General features: G+C 50.3%; 13 protein-coding genes (1 of these 13 running past the window's edge). 3 read left to right on the forward strand and 10 right to left on the reverse strand.

Annotated elements, in window-relative coordinates; all coding sequences use genetic code 11:
* Positions 1-18: 18 nt before the first annotated feature.
* Together ABV298_RS16880 and ABV298_RS16885 are read right to left on the reverse strand one after the other, a co-directional pair.
* Positions 19-750: a LytTR family DNA-binding domain-containing protein gene (locus ABV298_RS16880; RefSeq protein WP_353723201.1), complete on the reverse strand. Its 732-nt coding sequence runs from the start codon at positions 748-750 to the stop codon at positions 19-21.
* Between the two features lie 2 nt (positions 751-752).
* Positions 753-1,823 (reverse strand): histidine kinase, encoded by a 1,071-nt coding sequence (locus ABV298_RS16885; protein ID WP_353717367.1) that lies wholly within the window; start codon positions 1,821-1,823, stop codon positions 753-755.
* A 337-nt stretch (positions 1,824-2,160) separates the two neighbouring features.
* Between ABV298_RS16885 and ABV298_RS16890 the strand changes: the two genes are divergently transcribed.
* Complete coding sequence (locus ABV298_RS16890) at positions 2,161-5,049, forward strand: TonB-dependent receptor (RefSeq protein ID WP_353717368.1); 2,889 nt, start codon at positions 2,161-2,163, stop codon at positions 5,047-5,049.
* 64 nt (positions 5,050-5,113) lie between these two features.
* Here the strand turns inward: ABV298_RS16890 and hemC are convergent, their stop codons facing one another.
* Both hemC and ABV298_RS16900 read right to left on the reverse strand, forming a co-directional pair.
* Positions 5,114-6,046, reverse strand: coding sequence for a hydroxymethylbilane synthase (gene hemC, locus ABV298_RS16895; protein WP_353717369.1), 933 nt, complete (start codon positions 6,044-6,046; stop codon positions 5,114-5,116).
* A gap of 33 nt (positions 6,047-6,079) precedes the next feature.
* Complete coding sequence (locus tag ABV298_RS16900) at positions 6,080-6,304, reverse strand: type II toxin-antitoxin system HigB family toxin (RefSeq protein WP_353717370.1); 225 nt, start codon at positions 6,302-6,304, stop codon at positions 6,080-6,082.
* Positions 6,305-6,583: 279 nt separating this feature from the next.
* Here ABV298_RS16900 and ABV298_RS16905 point away from each other — a divergent pair, with 279 nt between their 5' ends.
* Positions 6,584-7,663 (forward strand): DUF2652 domain-containing protein, encoded by a 1,080-nt coding sequence (locus tag ABV298_RS16905; protein ID WP_353717371.1) that lies wholly within the window; start codon positions 6,584-6,586, stop codon positions 7,661-7,663.
* 58 nt (positions 7,664-7,721) lie between these two features.
* On the opposite strand, the gene rimK is transcribed toward ABV298_RS16905, so the two are convergent.
* From rimK to ABV298_RS16935, 6 genes are all read right to left on the reverse strand, one after another.
* Positions 7,722-8,624: a 30S ribosomal protein S6--L-glutamate ligase gene (gene rimK, locus ABV298_RS16910; RefSeq protein WP_353717372.1), complete on the reverse strand. Its 903-nt coding sequence runs from the start codon at positions 8,622-8,624 to the stop codon at positions 7,722-7,724.
* A gap of 57 nt (positions 8,625-8,681) precedes the next feature.
* Positions 8,682-9,140, reverse strand: a complete 459-nt coding sequence (locus ABV298_RS16915; RefSeq protein WP_353717373.1) for a RimK/LysX family protein — start codon at positions 9,138-9,140, stop codon at positions 8,682-8,684.
* The gene (locus ABV298_RS16920; RefSeq protein WP_353717374.1) at positions 9,137-10,255 is read right to left on the reverse strand and encodes a DNA polymerase III subunit delta; all 1,119 of its coding nucleotides are present in this window, start codon (positions 10,253-10,255) and stop codon (positions 9,137-9,139) included. Before ABV298_RS16920 ends, ABV298_RS16915 begins: the two co-directional genes overlap by 4 nt.
* Positions 10,256-10,289: 34 nt before the next feature.
* Entirely contained in the window at positions 10,290-11,483 is a 1,194-nt protein-coding gene (locus tag ABV298_RS16925; RefSeq protein WP_353717375.1) for a putative sugar nucleotidyl transferase, read from the reverse strand.
* Between the two features lie 155 nt (positions 11,484-11,638).
* Complete coding sequence (locus ABV298_RS16930; protein ID WP_353717376.1) at positions 11,639-11,881, reverse strand: type B 50S ribosomal protein L31; 243 nt, start codon at positions 11,879-11,881, stop codon at positions 11,639-11,641.
* A 130-nt stretch (positions 11,882-12,011) separates the two neighbouring features.
* Positions 12,012-12,923: a sugar phosphate isomerase/epimerase family protein gene (locus tag ABV298_RS16935; RefSeq protein WP_353717377.1), complete on the reverse strand. Its 912-nt coding sequence runs from the start codon at positions 12,921-12,923 to the stop codon at positions 12,012-12,014.
* A gap of 441 nt (positions 12,924-13,364) precedes the next feature.
* Here ABV298_RS16935 and ABV298_RS16940 point away from each other — a divergent pair, with 441 nt between their 5' ends.
* A protein-coding gene (locus ABV298_RS16940; protein ID WP_353717378.1) for a ribonucleoside-diphosphate reductase subunit alpha crosses the window boundary here: on the forward strand, positions 13,365-14,844 show its 5' portion. Its footprint extends 965 nt past the window's final position; 1,480 of the gene's 2,445 nt are visible here — the first part of the coding sequence; the start codon lies at positions 13,365-13,367; its stop codon lies beyond the right edge, outside the window.

Below are 14,844 nucleotides of genomic sequence, written 5' to 3' on the forward strand. Positions count from 1 at the left end.
ATACCGGGCGTTTTTCGTTTACATCCACTTGCTCAGGAACTGATTGAACGCGTCTTTGTATTGATCGCTTACAGGGATCGAAATTGCACCTATTTGGATCGTATTGCGCGTTACGGCACTGATCTTGTCGAGATTAACAATGAACGAACGGTGTACCCGCATGAATTTCGAGGCTGGTAATTTCTCCTCCAGTGCTTTCAGGCTCGTGAGCGAGAGAACAGGCTTCGGATCCGATTTGAGATGGACCTTCACGTAATCTTTGAGTCCCTCCGTGTACAAAATGTCGTCGTAGGCGATGCGTACCAGCTGGTATTCCACTTTCAGGAACAGGTACTCATCTTTTGGTTCCGTAGAACCGACCGACGAGGCCTTTTGCACCAGCTCTACATAAGCCTGCGCCTTCGACGCGGCACGGAGGAACTCTTCATAGTTAAAGGGTTTCAGGAGATAGTCAATAGCGTCCACGCGAAAGCCATCGAGCGCGTATTGGTTAAATGCGGTTGTAAAAATGATCCTTGGCGCTTTGTTTCCCGCTTTTTCAAGCACTCTTGCGAGTTCGATACCCGTCAGGTCCGGCATTTGAATATCCAGAAAAATAACGTCGACGGGCCTGGTATTGATCACCTGCAACGCCTCCACGGCATTGGAATACCGTCCTGCAAGGTTCAGAAAAGGTGTTTTTTCAATAAATGCGCACACCAGCCCGAGGGCGAGCGGCTCGTCGTCTACGGCAATGCATTCCAATGTTATGCTCATGCCGTTTCCAGTTCAAGGTGCACTTCAAACTCCCTTTCCTCCTTGTTCTCCGTTACTTCCAGCTGGTATTTGCCGGGGTAAAGAAGATCGAGGCGACGCTGGGTGTTGGCCAGGCCGATGCCGTTGCTCTCGTCGAGAATGGCGCGCTTGTCGGTAAACAGGGTATTTTTCACTTCTACAAATATCTTGTGCCCTTCCTGGCGGATCTGGATGTCGATCCGGCTGGGCTGCACGGCGCTTACACCGTGTTTGAATGCGTTTTCGATAAAGGGCAGGAATAGCATTGGGGCAATGGAAACGTCGTGGAGCGGGTTAGGCGGGTCGAGGTGTACCGTAACCTTGTCGGTCAGGCGCAGTTGCATAAGCTGAATATAATCCTGTGCGAATGCGATTTCCTGGCTCAGCATCACCGTGCCGTGCTGCGTTTCGTACAGGACATAACGCATCATGCGGGAGAGCTTATGCAATGCCTCCCGCGCAGCCTCCACGTCGATCACAGTGAGTGCATAAATGTTATTTAGGGTATTGAAAAAGAAATGCGGGTTGATCTGCGCTTTCAGGAACGACAGTTCGGAGTTGATTTTCTCCTTTTCGAGGTTCTGGCGGTATTGTTTATCGAGTTGTGCAGTGCGCACGGCTGCCACACTGGTACTCAACCCGATGATCATCAGGGCGGTTAATAACGCGAAGTAATCCAGCCTGTCGTGGCGCTTCTTGTCGCCATTTGCTTCACGGGCGAGTTTGAAAGCCCGGTCCATCTGCTCGCCATGGTTGATCGCGATTTTCACCTGCTCGGTGATCACCGCCAGCATTACCACCGACACGATGTTGAAAAGAATAAATCGCGAATATCTGTTCCTGGCAAGGAAACGGGGGAACCAGTAATAATAATTGAGGTAAAATATGATAATGAGCAACGAAAACAGCACCGCCTGTTTGATCCAGAAACTCACGGGAAACTGGATTTGCCAGCTCAGCGGTTGCCACATTAAGAACAGGGCCAGAAAACTCCATCCCAACAAATGGAGGAATAACGGAGGATATTTCCGTGCAGCACGCGTATCCATTTAACAATTAGTTAGTTTCAATGTGCATTGAACGCATCACATCGCTGCAATCTTACGGGGAATTTGGCAAATCCCCTATTTCAATCGATCAAAGTACCCCGAATACCGACCGATACCGCGCTGCAATCTACCAACAAGCGACACGTGCCCCCGGTGTCAACTCCGGATACCCCGTGACTTTGCCGCGATCGAACGCCTGGCCTGTCATTTCCAGGAATATATCGTCCGAAAATGCCCTTTGATCGGTACATCTAACCTATCCATCTATTCCTTTTTTATCGCAAATAGTTAGGTTGTTATTTTGAAATTCGAATAGTACACTTTTAAAACCCAAACCATGAAACTTGTTTTACAACTAACATTCCTGGCTGTGTTTTCGGGGCTTACATCGGCTTTCGCCCAGTTTCCGGGCGGAGGAGGCGGTGGGGGCGGTTTTCGCGGCGGTGGTGGCGGAGATTTCCGTGGTGGCAACAGGCAGCAGCGACAGACGGTCATTCCGGGAACGGCAGAAGATACTCCTAAAGGTAACGGAAAAATCACCGGCGTGCTCGTGGATTCGACTTCCAAAAAACCGGTAGAATTTGCAGCATTATCTCTGGTCGATACCAAAACCAATAACCCTATCGACGGTACGACCACCGACGAGAAGGGGGAATTTACCCTGACGAAAGTCGCGTCGGGTAATTTCAAGATCCTGATTTCTTTTATTGGCTATAAAACCAAGACCATCGATAATGTCAAAATCGACCGCAGGACGGAGCTGAACCTGGGGACGGTCACACTCGTACCGGATGTGGTCCAGCTTAATGAAGTCGAGGTGGTAGGCATGGCGCAGATGGTAGAAGAGAAGGTCGACCGGCTCGTTTATAATGCCGAAAAAGACATTACCAGCAGAGGCGGTGACGCTTCGGACGTGATGAAGAAAGTGCCGATGCTGACCGTCGACCTCGATGGCAACGTTTCGCTTCGCGGTAGTTCCAATGTGCGCGTTCTGATTAACAATAAACCTTCGACTATCATTGCAACCAGTGTGGCCGACGCATTGAAGCAGATTCCCGCGGATATGATCAAGTCGGTGGAGGTGATCACCTCGCCGTCGGCGCGTTACGATGCGGAAGGTTCGGCGGGTATTATCAATATCATTACTAAAAAAAGCACTATCCAGGGCGGTACGCTCAATCTCGATACGGGTATCGGTAACCGTGGTTCCAACCTGGGTTTGCGGGGCAACTACCGTGTAGGCAAGATGGGTTTCAGTCTAGGCGGTTTCGGCCGGTTCAACTATAATATGCCGGGTAAATCGGAGAATTTGCAGGTGGGTAAGCTGAGTGATTTCTCGGTTCAGCAGAAAAGCGATTCCAAGAACAAAATGGCATTCGGTTCGTACAACTTCGGCTGGGACTGGGAAATCGACTCTAAAACGTCATTGTCGGCCGGCGTACGCTACGGAATGCGTAACAACAAAGCCGACCAGGAACTTTACACGTTTAATACCGTAAACGATACCACCCGGACCAGTTTCCGCGACGTGAGCAGCAAAGACCTTTCAGGTACGTGGGACGTGAATGTGGATTATATGAAGACGTTGGCTAAACCGGGCCAGGAACTGAGTATTTCGACGCAATACAGCCGGAATAACCGCACGAACGATTACGACGCCGATGTTTATGCTTTGAGCAATTCCCAACTGAAAGAACTACTCGGCGCGCTGGGCAACAACAATAGCAGCCATAACCAGGAGAGCACCGTACAGGTCGACTATCAAACGCCTATCAGGGACAACCAGATGCTGGAAATCGGTGGTAAGGGCATTTTCCGGCAGGTTGTGAGTAATTTTGATTATTACAGCGAGATCGGACAGGCACAACCAGCCAGCAATCTGAATTACGACCAGAATGTGGCGGCGGGATATTTGTCCTATACATTCACCACCAAGAGCCGATTTACCGTAAAAGCCGGCACGCGCTACGAGTATACGAGTATCGATGCCACGCAGGGAGAATCGGGAGATCTCAAATTGCCTGCATATGGCAACCTCGTGCCGAGCATTAACCTCTCGCAGACGTTCGGGAAGGGGCAAACCATTAAACTGGCCTACAACCGCCGTCTGCAGCGCCCGGGAATCCAGTTCCTGAACCCTAACCTGAATGCCGCCAACCCGCAAAACGTAACAGTGGGTAACCCGAACCTGAAACCGGAACTCACGGATCAGATCGAGTTGGGGACGAGTTTCTTCAAAAACACGATGTACATCAACGTGTCCACATTCGCCCGTTTCACCAATAGCTCCATTGAAAGCATCCGTACAACCAGCGCCGACGGGGTGATCACGACTACTTATGGCAACATCGGTTCAAAAAAGAACTATGGTGCCAACATTTTCGGAAACGTGACATTCTTTAAAAGATGGCAATTGGGCGGTGGATTTGACTTCTACTATGCCGATCTTTCCAATAACAGCCCCGATCCCGCATTGAAGAACTCGAATAGCGGCTTTGTTTTGAGCGGCCGTTTCCGCACGAGCCTCAACATCAAAGATGGCTGGGGCTTGCAGGCGGGTGGCTTCATGCGCGGCCGCGATGTGCAGTTGCAAGGTACGCAGGCAGGTTTCCGGATGTACGACTTCGGTATCCGCAAAGACTTCAAGAACAAACGCGGAAGCATTGGTTTTGGAATGGAAAACTTCCTCGCGCCGTCTTTCAAAATGAAGACCAGTCTGGAATCGAAGACATTTACACAAAACAATACCAATTATCTGTATAACCGCGGTTTCCGCGTAAATTTCTCTTATCGCTTCGGTAAGATGACTTTCGTGGAGCAAAAGCCACGCCGAAGAAAGTCGGTAAATAACGACGACCAGAAGAGCGACGGCGGCGGTATGGATGCCGGCGGAGGTGCGCAGGTGCCTGCTGTTACTCCAGCTATTACGCCGGCAGCGGGCGGACGCGACAACGGCGGGCAGGGTCGTTCGCAAGGTGTGCGACCGGCAGCTGCGGATAGTACCGCACGTCCGGCCCGCGTGGGAGGCTTCCCAGGCCAGCCCGGAACACGCCCCGATTCGACCATGAAGCGTGATTCAACGCAATTCAGGCCGGATTCTACCCGCATTCGTCCGGATAGCAGCACGGTGAAGCCCGACAGTACCGGCCGCCCGGCAGTTCCTGCGGATTCCACCGCATCTCCGGCGAAACCGGTTACCCCGGCTGACTCCACCCGAAAAAATTAGCAGAGAACATAAATTATAGAAGCCCGGTTAGCATCAACCGGGCTTCTTTTGTTTTTCCAGGATTTTATAGCGAAGCGTTCTGTTGCCTGATGTTAGCCAGAATGCGATCGGCTCCCGCTTCCAGCAGTTCTTCCGCCAATGCTGTTCCCAGTTCATGAGGAAATGCCGGCGCGCCGTTTCCCGTTTTTCGGATCAGTTCGGTGCCGTCGAGACTGATAATGCCGCCGGTCATGCGGATTTCGTCGTCGTGCAGCGTCGCCATACCGAAAACCGGAATACTGCAACCACCCTGAAGGCGTTTCAGGAATGCCCTTTCGGCCAGCAGGCAAATCTCGGTTGGTTCGTGGTTGAGCAATTCCCTGAGTTTGTTTTTCTTTTCGGAAGGAAGGGAAACCGCGCATTCGATGGCCACACTGCCTTGCCCCACAGCCGGAGTGAATTCGTCGAGTAGCAAATGTTCCGCAATTTTATCGTCGTACTCCATGCGGTGCACGCCCGCATATGCAAGCAGGAGCGCATCGCAATGGCCTTCTTCGAGTTTACGCAGGCGCGTCTGGAGGTTGCCTCGCATGTCCACGGTTTTGATATGCGGATAATAGTGCTTCAAAACCGCTACCCGGCGCGTGGACGACGTTCCTACGGTAAATGACTCGCCGCTCTTCAGCGATAAGCTGGTATCGTGGCTTACGAGCACATCGTTGGCATGTTCGCGCTCGGTGAACGCGATGATTTCAAATGCGTCGTCGAGCTGGGATTGCAGGTCTTTGGCGCTATGGACGGCAATATCGATATCGCCGCTCCGGAGCTGGTCTTCCAGCTCTTCGGTGAACACCCCCTTGCTTCCGATCTTGGACAGCGAGCGGTCGAGGATTTTGTCGCCCTTTGTTTCGATAATGACGATTTCCGTTTCAATCCCGCCTTGCTGCAAAAGCTCTTCGACGTAATACGCTTGCCAAAGCGCCAGCTTGCTTCCGCGGGTCCCTATTTTGATATGCATGATTATTTCTATAATGTAAGGCCGGATTTTGTTTTAATAGGCCTGTATTAAAATCACCGCCGGAATATGAAGTTTCTCATTCAGCCTGCGGATCGTACTTAAACTCAATTTTCGTTTGCCTGAAAGAATTTCAGACTTAGCGCGACCGGTAACCGAGAATAGAAAGCACCTCCGGCTTTTTGATCTATATTCAATACCCACAATCAGCCGGTAAAGGTTCCCGTGGATGTTGAACACCACCCGTTTCCGGCTGAGCACCGACGCATTTCGGGTATTGCTCTTTCATTTCACTCGGAGAATTCCATTCGGCGGATTCGGCCTCCTGGTCCCAGGTAAGCGGCGATTATTCCGCTTTGGGGTATGTCCATGAACGTCGATCGTTGCAGTAATTAAAGTGCTTCTTTTTCAGGCGGCGAAGTTACTGGTTTATGCCAAGACGAGCCAGCCCGATTTTGACAATTGTACTAATTATTTGAGACAGACATCTGATACAATGACTAAAAATTACCCGTAAATTAACCGATCAAACTCAGCACCATGGAAAATAAAGGCCTCATCTTCATTCCCGATATCAGCGGTTTTACGCAGTTTATGCATGAAATCGAAATTCAGCATGGCCGGCAGATTATCCAGGAGTTGCTGGAAACGCTCGTGAATGCGAACCAGATCGGCTTGGAGATTTCGGAAATAGAGGGAGATGCGATCCTTTTCTTCAAATTCGGACAAGCGCCGGAGCTGGAAACGCTGTACCGGCAGGTAGAGCGGATGTTTTGTGATTTTCACAAATACCTGATCGCCTACGATAACCGCCGGTTTTGTCAATGTAAATCCTGTATTTCGGCCGTAAATCTCACATTGAAAGTGGTGGCGCATTACGGCGAGTTTACGACCTATCAGGTCAAGAATTTTAGAAAACTGATTGGAAAAGACATTATCGTTGCGCATCAGTTGCTCAAAAACGATATCGAGCAGCACGAATACTGGCTGGTAACCCAAAACCTGTTGAATGGGCAGGCCCCCAACGGTTTTACGGATTGGATGCAATGGCACCCCGGCTCGAAAACGACGGAAAACGATCAGATCCCTTTTCAATACACCCAGATAGGCCCGTTGAAGAACAGCATTCCGCCCTATAAACCGCCATTGCTCGAACCGAAAGAAAAGGTCAAAATGGTGTCTGTTTCAAGGGAATATGACGTGGATATTAAAAAGGTATTCTTCACCTCGGGCCACCTCGAACTGCGGCCCCGCTGGCAGGACGGCGTGAAATCCATCGAAGAGCTGGACCACTTTCTCCCCGGTATCGGGTCGCGTCACAAGTGCGTACGCGAGGATTCGGAAACGATCATGTATGCCAGCGGATTCTCGTACGATCCCGAATCACGGGTCATTTTTAGCGAATCGGACGAGAAATTTACCGGCGTGTGCTATTTTGTGCTGGATAAGCTGGCCGAAAACCGGACACGTCTCAGTTTGGAATATTATCTCAAAAAAGACCCGTTGAAACAACTTTCATTCAGGTTCTTCAAAAAAGATAAAATGGAAGCCGAATTCGGAAAATCACTGGCCAATCTGGAAAAACTGCTCCCGGAAATCACGTTACCCATTGACTTTTAAACAATCAAACCCATTTCTGTTCCACCGCGGCCAATTCACTCATTCGCTCACTATTCCTTCAAACGCCAACCGTGTCGCCCTCATCGGTCACGATTTTGTCTTCGATGTAGGACACGATCAGCGATGCGATATCGATTCCGCTAACTTCTTCAATGCCTCGCAGGCCGGGCGAAGAATTCACTTCCATCACAAGCGGCCCGCGGGCGGATTGCAGCATATCCACGCCTGCGATTTTTACACCTAATGCCTTCGCTGCCGCAATGGCCGTGTGCTCTTCTTCGGGCGAAAGTTCGATCATGCAACCCGAGCCGCCCCTGTGGAGATTGGAGCGGAAATCGCCTTCGGCGCCTTGCCGTTTCATAGCGGCGATCACCTTATTGCCGATGACGAATGCACGAATATCCGCCCCTTTGGATTCGGCGATGTATTCCTGGATCAGGAAGTTCGCTTTCAGTCCGTAGAATGCCTCGATGGTCGATTTGGCAGCCTTGATCGTTTCGGCCAAGACCACGCCTACCCCCTGTGTTCCTTCGAGCAGTTTGATTACCACCGGTGGGCCGCCTACGAGGTGAATGAGCTCGTTGACCTGGGCGGGGTTTTTGGCAATAACCGTTTTCGGAATGTCGATACCGGCCTTCGCAAGCACCTGCATGCTGCGCAGCTTGTCGCGCGAGCGCAGGATGGCCTGTGATTTCACGGTGGTAAAGACTTTCAGGAGCTCAAATTGCCGCACCACGGCGCAGCCGAAGGCATTCACTGACGTCCCGATGCGCGGAATGGCGGCATCGATGCCTATCACGGATTTGCCTTTGTAGATAACGGACGGCTTGCCGCCCTCGATCATGACCGAGCATTTGACATGATCGATTACAACCGCTTCGTGTCCCTTTTGATTGATAGCCTCCACAAGCCGCCGGGTCGAATACAGATCCGGATTGGTGGATAATACGGCGATTTTCATAAATGTTTCAGAAAAATGGAGGTTGGTCCCGGGATTCGCACCCGGATTCGGTCCTGGTTAATTTTGGGAACGGGTTGGTGTCAGCGAATGCCTTGCAGCCGACAGGTTCTTTTTCGAAACATCGACAATGAACCTGTTTTTGAGCAATTTGCGTCCGAGTAGAATGGGGTAATTCATTTTTTGCCGGTTGGCCAGCGAAAATTCGGTACGTATTTTCCTGCCAAACAGCCTGATTGGTGTCTTGATCACAAATCGCTTCTCTTCTTCTCCGAACGAGTTTCGGATTACGGTTTGTTTGAAATCGGTTACTATAAAGAAATGTTGAGGCGCTCCGCGTTTGGCGTCGAGGTAAACGTGGAGCTCTTTGCGTCCCGCCGCTTCAACCAGTTTCACGCGGGAACAATGGATGGCCGAAGTTGCGGCACCGGAATCGATCCTGACGGGCACATTGTACCAGCCCAGTTCCGGCAAATCCGCTATATCGGTTGCGCCTATGGTTTCCAGCGGCCGCTTCATCTGCGCTGGAAAAACTGTGCGACCGTCAGCGACAGGTCCAGAAAAACCATTTTGGCCCGTACATTCCGCTCGATATGGTAATAGGCCGTGTTCACTTCCCCGATCATTCTTTCCAGCGAATCGAAATTGACGGTTTTGGAAAAATTCTGCACGAATGTAAGTTCTTCCTGCGGAACGCGCAAAAGTTCACCGGCGCCATGACTCCACACGAGCATATCCCTGAACAACCGCAACGCATATTCGAGCAGGCCTTTCTGCTTTTCCTTGCTCATGACGTCGTAGGAATCCGCCAGTTTTACCAGATGCGCCACATCGAATTTGTATGAAGAGCGCATCCAGTCGGCGAACCATGCCGAACGGTCATCCTGCTCTTCCTGAACAAGTTTCAACGCTTCGGCCATATTTCCGTCGCACAGGTAGGCTATCTGGCTGGCGGCGGCGTCCGTCACGTCCTGCTGTTTCAGGTATGCTTTGATTTCCGGATCGGTGAATGCGGGAATCGTGATGCGCTGGGTCCGCGAAATGATGGTGGTCAGTAACTTATCCGACTGATCGCTTACCAGAATGAACAAGGTTTTTTCAGGGGGCTCTTCGAGAATTTTCAAAATAGCGTTGGAAGAAGCCGCATTCATGATGTCGGCCTTCCATATCAGCAAAATCTTGTACTCGCCTTCGTACGCTTTAACGGATAATTTTCGCAAAATCCCGCGTGCTTCCTCCACCGAAATGTTGCCCTGCTTGTTATCTGCACCGATGTGGTCGAGCCAGTCGGGTAGGACGCGGTAGGGGTTTTCGAGTAAAAAGGAGCGCCAGAGCGGCAGGAATGCCTCGCTGGTTTTGCCATCCACTTTTTTGGAGGTGGCAATGGGAAATATGAAATGGAAATCGGGGTGGGCGAGCTTGCCCATCTTCACGCACGACGCGCACGTGCCGCAGGCGTCTTCCTCGCCCCGGTTTTCACAATTAATATAGGTAGAGAATGCCAGCGCCATCGCCAGACCAGCGCCTCCGGCGGAGTAGTCGAATAGCTGCGCATGGGCTAAATGGCTGTTCCGGACCGAGCGCCTGAGCGTCGATTTGATATGGTCAAGTCCCGGAATATCTCTGAAAAGCACGGTTTAAATCAATTGATAAATGGGTGAAAAATGCCTACTGGCCGCGCTGGGTTTGCGTATTTTCAAAAACCGCCCGCATAATATCTTCTTCTGTTTCTCCGAATGTTGCGCCGCGACGGCTCACAGTATCTTTTGCTACGGAAACCGCCTTTGGGAAACGGTATTCGCGATATCCCTCGGCCGCTCCTCCCCAAGTGAACGAAGGCACATGTTTCGCCTGAAATCCTCCGCCAAACACATTCACGCTCACGCCCACCACCGTCCCGGTGTTAAACATGGTCGAAATACCCGCTTTGGAATAGTCGCCCATCATGAGCCCGCAGAACAGCAGCCCGGTGTCGGCCAGCGCATTGGTGACGTAGCTATGAAGTTTAACGTTCGTATGGTCGTTTTTGAGGTTCGAATTATTAGTGTTGGCCCCGAGATTGCACCATTCCCCCAGCACCGAGTTGCCGAGGTAACCATCGTGGCCCTTGTTGCTGTAACCGAAGACCACACAGTTGCTCACTTCCCCGCCGACTTTCGAGAACGGCCCGACAGTCGTATTCGGGCGGATCTTAGTGCTCTGCGCCAAAACGCCGTTTTCGCCGATCGCAAATGGCCCCTGAATCATGGACCCTTCCTGGATCAATGCATTCTTGCCGATATAAATCGGGCCGTTTTCCGCATTCAATACCGAGGCTTTGATTACCGCGCCCTCTTCCACGAATATCCGCTCCGGCTCGTAGCAATGCGTAAAGGGGTCATTAATGCCCGCCGATTTCCGAAGGGAAACAATGCGTTCGTAATCGGCTTTGATTTGTGCCCCATTCTGGCCGAATATATCCCATAGCCGGCGGATCATCGTAAACGGCTCTTCATAGGTCACCACTGAAAGACCGCTTGTGCCCTTCAATACATTCCAGGCGGCATGGGTTCTGACGGCCAGGATTTCGTCCTGTTTCGAAACAAGGGCCGTACCATAGGGCAATCCTTTGACAATGCCGGTAAGATGCTCATCCGGACATAATGCGCCGTTGATGTACAGGTTGTCGTCGGAGGTGTGTTGCGGATATTTCTCTGAAAGATAGGTTTCGGTTTGAAACGAAACCGGGGAATGGCACCTGTCGGCCCACTTCTCGGCCAGCGTATGAATGCCGCAGCGGATGCCTGCGACAGGTCTTGTGTATGTAAAAGGTAAAAGTTGAACTCTAAGCGTTGGATCGTCGAACAGAATGATATCTGGCATGTTTTAAAACGTATGTGCGCACCAAAGTTCGGGCATTTTATTGGTTACGGCAAAAAAAGAAGCAGTCTCCCGAGCATATTTGTCGGGAGACTGCCACTGTATTTTTCGCGTTCTCTGCTGTGTTCGACCACGCAGGTAACCGCCGCAAGCGTCGCTTATTTTCCGTAACGCTTTCTGAACTTGTCGACGCGGCCGGCTGTGTCAACAAGTACGTTTTTGCCGGTATAGAAAGGGTGCGACTGAGACGAAACTTCGACTTTGTACACAGGATAGGTTTTGCCGTCTTCCCAGGTAATGGTCTCGTTAGTGTCTATGGTTGAACGCGTAAGGAATTTAAAGTCACTTGATAGATCCCAGAAAACTACTTCTCTGTAATTGGGATGAATATCTTTTTTCATCGGTATATGTATTATTTGTTTCGATACGATTTTCAAAAGGATTGCAAAAGTAAAAAATCCTGATTAGTAAATCAAGCATCGGAACGCTATCTTTTTTTAATATTAATACAATACGGCGAAAATTAATGGCCTAAACTTCACTGAGTTGCTGTTTGAGCACCTCCACGCCACGTCTGGCTTCTTTCTCAAAGTCGTTGTATACGAAGCATTCGATGGAGAGCCCGCCTTTATACCCGATTTTCTTCAAAGCGGCCAGGTATGCCCTGAAATCGTCGCCTGCCACGCCTGGCGGCGTGCGCTTTTCCTTCTCGGCAATGTGGCAATGCACGATGTGTTTGCCGTATTTGACGATCTCCGAAGCCGGCTCGTCTTCCTTTAACATATGATATATGTCGCAAAGCAGCTTCACACGGGGGCTTTTTACGGCATCCACAATCTCGACGCCTTCTGCCAGGCTGTTAATAAAGTTCGTTTCTCCGCGGTTGAGCGGCTCCACCGCAATGGTAACCCCGTATTTTTCGGCAAGAGGCGCCATTTTTTGTGTCAGTTCGATGTGCTGCGCCTTTGCTTTCGCGCGGTCGAAGCCCTCGGGTATGATTCTTGAAGCACCGCTACCGAATACGATAAACTGGGAGCCGCATTCTTTGGCACGTTTCAGGACTGTGTCGGTCCGTTGAAGGATTGCTTCATGGTTTGCGTCGGGACCAAGCGTTTTCAGGCTTGCGGGCAACAGGATCACATACGATCTGATGGGAAAATGTTCGCTTTTGAGTTGCTGAAGGTTCTTTTCGTAACCGGCATCGCCGCCCTCGGGGATCAGGAAGCCTGCCACGGACTCTTCGATATACGCGCACCCCGATTTGCGTAAAAAGTCGGCTTTGTCGTAGGCCGCATACACACCCAGCGGGATGCTGTAAGCTGCATTTCCGACGACTTTGGCCACGGCGTCTGTTAGCGACCCGCCCAGTGCAAGGCCGGCTGCCAGCCCTGAGGTCGTTTTGAGGAATGTCCGGCGGTCGGCCTGTTCGATAATCGTGCTCATATCCGAGAATTTTTATTTGCTAATGATTGATATTTTGTGTTGAAATGAAACAGGTTAGGCGCTATAAAGTTTTCGAGTTTAGAAAGACTATAAATAATGAAAATCGAATTAATGCATTGATTTGCAGGGGATACCGTTTTTGTGGCATTAGTTTGATTAGAAATTTTCTTCCAAAAAAGTTTGCAAAAATTGAAACACATTTTTCTTAAAAATTTTTCTTTGAAACAATTTAGTGTAAGCTTTCCGTAAACAACTAGTTATTAGTTTCTTAACAATTTAGTAATTTGGACTATGCTGATAAGGCCCGGTTTTATAGCAGAATCCCGATTGCGAATCTGATTTCTTTAGTGTTATTTCAAGAGATTTTTGAAGGTCATTTCCGACTGTTCTCCCAACAATATACATCACTAACGTTCTATCAAACACCACATTACTATGTCTATGTATGTCATAAAGCGTGATGGTCGCCGCGAATCCGTGAAATTCGACAAGGTGACTGCCCGCATAGAGAAATTGAGCTACGGCCTGGATGCCACGTACGTCCAGCCCGTGGAAGTAGCCAAGAAGGTTGTTTCCGGCATTTATGACGGCGTTACCACTGCCGAGCTGGATAACCTCGCTGCCGAAACCGCCGCTTCGATGACCACCAAGCACCCCGATTACGCGATTCTGGCAGCCCGCGTCGCTATCTCAAATCTCCATAAGAATACATTGAAGTCGTTTTCGGCTACAATGAAGCGTCTTTATACATATATAGATTCCAAAACAGGCGAAAACGCATCGCTGATCTCGAAGGAGGTTTACGAGGTGATCCGCCAGAATGCATCGCTGCTCGATTCTACTATTATATATGACCGCGATTATTCCTACGATTATTTCGGCTATAAAACCCTTGAAAAGTCGTATTTACTGAAAGTTGAGGGGAAAATTGTCGAGCGCCCGCAGCATATGCTCATGCGCGTGGCCATCGGTATTCATCAGGACGACGTGCAGGCGGCGATCGAAACATACCATTTGCTTTCGGAAAAATGGTTTACACATGCCACGCCTACACTGTTCAATGCCGGTACGCCGAAGCCGCAAATGTCGTCGTGCTTCCTGCTCACGATGAAGGAAGACAGCATCAACGGCATTTATGACACCCTCAAAAACTGCGCATTGATCTCGCAGTCGGCCGGTGGTATCGGTTTGAGCATTCACGACGTCCGTGCGACGGGTACTTATATTAAGGGAACGAACGGACAGTCTAACGGTATCGTACCGATGCTCCGCGTGTTCAACGACACGGCCCGTTACGTAGATCAGGGAGGCGGTAAGCGCAAAGGCTCCTTCGCGATTTATATTGAACCCTGGCATTCGGATATTTTCGATTTCCTGGACCTGAAAAAGAACCATGGAAAAGAAGAGCAGCGTGCGCGCGACCTTTTCTATGCATTGTGGATTCCGGATTTGTTCATGAAGCGCGTCGAAGCGAACGATACGTGGTCGCTTTTCTGTCCGCACGAATGCCCGGGGCTGGCCGATACGCATAGCGAAGAATTCGAAAAGCTGTACGAGCAATACGAGCGCGAAGGCAAGGCACGCAAGACCATCAAGGCGCAGGACCTGTGGTTCGCGATCATGGAATCACAGATCGAGACGGGCACTCCTTATATGTTGTACAAGGACCATGCGAACAGCAAGTCGAACCAGCAGAACCTGGGTACCATTAAATCGTCGAACCTTTGTACTGAAATCATCGAGTACACTGCGCCTGACGAAGTAGCGGTTTGTAACCTGGCGTCTATCGCACTGCCAAAATTCGTAGAGCAAGGCGAGGATGGTTTCATGCGTTTCGATCATCAAAAGTTGTATGAGATCACAAAAGTGGTAACACGCAACCTGAACAAGATCATCGACCTCAACTTCTATCCGGTTCCCG

Origin of the sequence: Dyadobacter sp. 676 (genome assembly GCF_040448675.1) — a bacterium.
GTDB lineage: Bacteria > Bacteroidota > Bacteroidia > Cytophagales > Spirosomataceae > Dyadobacter.

Bases quoted from the DNA above. Each gene is read 5' to 3' on its own strand.
- ABV298_RS16885 (WP_353717367.1), bottom strand. From the start codon at position 1,823: ATGGATACGCGTGCTGCACGGAAATATCCTCCGTTATTCCTCCATTTG.
- ABV298_RS16890 (WP_353717368.1), top strand. From the start codon at position 2,161: ATGAAACTTGTTTTACAACTAACATTCCTGGCTGTGTTTTCGGGGCTT.
- hemC (WP_353717369.1), bottom strand. From the start codon at position 6,046: ATGCATATCAAAATAGGGACCCGCGGAAGCAAGCTGGCGCTTTGGCAA.
- ABV298_RS16905 (WP_353717371.1), top strand. From the start codon at position 6,584: ATGGAAAATAAAGGCCTCATCTTCATTCCCGATATCAGCGGTTTTACG.
- rimK (WP_353717372.1), bottom strand. From the start codon at position 8,624: ATGAAAATCGCCGTATTATCCACCAATCCGGATCTGTATTCGACCCGG.
- ABV298_RS16915 (WP_353717373.1), bottom strand. From the start codon at position 9,140: ATGAAGCGGCCGCTGGAAACCATAGGCGCAACCGATATAGCGGATTTG.
- ABV298_RS16925 (WP_353717375.1), bottom strand. From the start codon at position 11,483: ATGCCAGATATCATTCTGTTCGACGATCCAACGCTTAGAGTTCAACTT.
- ABV298_RS16930 (WP_353717376.1), bottom strand. From the start codon at position 11,881: ATGAAAAAAGATATTCATCCCAATTACAGAGAAGTAGTTTTCTGGGAT.
- ABV298_RS16935 (WP_353717377.1), bottom strand. From the start codon at position 12,923: ATGAGCACGATTATCGAACAGGCCGACCGCCGGACATTCCTCAAAACG.